Raw genomic sequence first — 1,556 nt, forward strand, 5'->3', positions numbered from 1 at the left:
GCACGGCGCCTGGGTCGCGTTTGCGAGCCGAGGGAACCCCGGATGGCCGAAGTACGAGCTGCAGCGCAGGGCGACCATGCGGTTCGACAAGACCTCGGAAGTCGTGAACGATCCCCGATCCACCGAACGGGCACTGTGGGAAGGGGTGCGCTAGGCTGTCCAGTTCGGACCGGGTGTTTTCACATTGAGGCTCCACCGTGGTCCACATGAGACCGCTATGCCGCCCGACCCTTGTGAGGGAACAGCCGCGGACAGAACAGCATCCCCGGTGTCCGTCCCTTGAGCCGGTAGCCGCGATGCGGTCGTTCGAAGTTGTAGAAGCGGAGGTACTCCTGCAGGTCGCGCTCCATGGGCCGCAGGCCGCGGTAGTACGTGCGGCGGAACGCACAGCGCCACAGCTCGGTCAGGATCGTGCCCTGCAGGCGTTCGACGAAGCCGTTGGTCCACGGATGACGTGGCCGCGTCCGACGATGCTGGATCCTCAGGCGCGCACAGGTGGTCACGAACGCCGCCTGGAACTCCGGGCCGCCGTCGGTCAGCACGGCTTTGAGCCGGTGGCCGGCCTCCTTCAGTGTGGGCAACACCTGTTGGCGCAGAAAGCGACTCGCGGTCACGGCGTCGTGTTCGGTCGAGATCATCGCGATCGCGAACGAGCTGGCCGCGTCGCAGGCCGTGTATTGCCAGACTTTGCCCACTCCCTTGAGTTGCCCGATGTAGAACGTGTCGAGGCACACCAGATCGCCGGGCCGCTTCGCCTCGACGTGCACTTCGCTCCCCGCCAGTGCGGTGCGCAGCGATCGACGCGTCCGCTCGGTCAGCAGCCCGTCCTGCATCGCCCGCTGCTCGAGTTGAGTCAGCCGCTCCCACCGGGTCTGGAGTCCGTGGCGCCCGAGGATCCCATACACGCCCGAGGCGCTGACCCGCCAGCCGCCGAAGCTCGGCCGCGCCAGCTGATCGGCGATGCGCTGCGGTCCGTGGGTCGGCCAGGCCAGGGCGTAGGCCAGTACGGCGTGCTCGAGCTCGGGCGCCGACTGGCGCCCCCAGCGCTGTGGTCGCGTCGGCCGCGGGTGCAGCCCGGTGTCGCCATAGGCCAGAAAGCGCCGCCGCCAGCGATAAAAGAGCGTTCGCGAGATCCCGAACTGCCGGCAGGCCTCCGAGACGTTGCCCGTCTCTTCGGCCCGCTTCATGACTTTGAGGCGCAGCGCTACTACACTTTCCGCGAGGGTCATGAGGCACGCTCTCCTTTCGTAGTTTGCAAGACCACGATTGGAGAATGCCGAACGACCCTCGTTTTGTCAGGGGTGAGTCGCTGGCGGCTTCACCACATGCCCGCTGAGCCACGATCTCGCTGCTCCCTGAGTTCCAGGTCATGGGTCTCGACGCCCAAAGTGCAAACACTACGTCCGAATCGGACAGCCTAGTCGACTCACTTTCCGGTAGATTGCGCGCCCTCCTGGTGGCCTCGAGCGGAGGGTTCGATTGAGCGCGGATTCGCTGTGGGCGATGTGCGTGCTGCTGCTCGTGGACGGGGCGACGTTCGCCTTCTTCACCACTCC

General features: G+C 66.3%; 1 protein-coding gene. It reads right to left on the minus strand.

Annotated features, from left to right (window positions below; all coding sequences use genetic code 11):
* Positions 1-215: 215 nt before the first annotated feature.
* The gene (locus tag VFQ05_00410; protein ID HET9325213.1) at positions 216-1,229 is read right to left on the minus strand and encodes an IS481 family transposase; all 1,014 of its coding nucleotides are present in this window, start codon (positions 1,227-1,229) and stop codon (positions 216-218) included.
* Between the last annotated feature and the right edge of the window lie 327 nt (positions 1,230-1,556).

The organism is Candidatus Eisenbacteria bacterium (assembly GCA_035712145.1).
In the GTDB taxonomy this organism is placed as follows: domain Bacteria; phylum Eisenbacteria; class RBG-16-71-46; order RBG-16-71-46; family RBG-16-71-46; genus DASTBI01.

Bases quoted from the DNA above. Each gene is read 5' to 3' on its own strand.
- VFQ05_00410 (HET9325213.1), bottom strand. From the start codon at position 1,229: ATGACCCTCGCGGAAAGTGTAGTAGCGCTGCGCCTCAAAGTCATGAAG.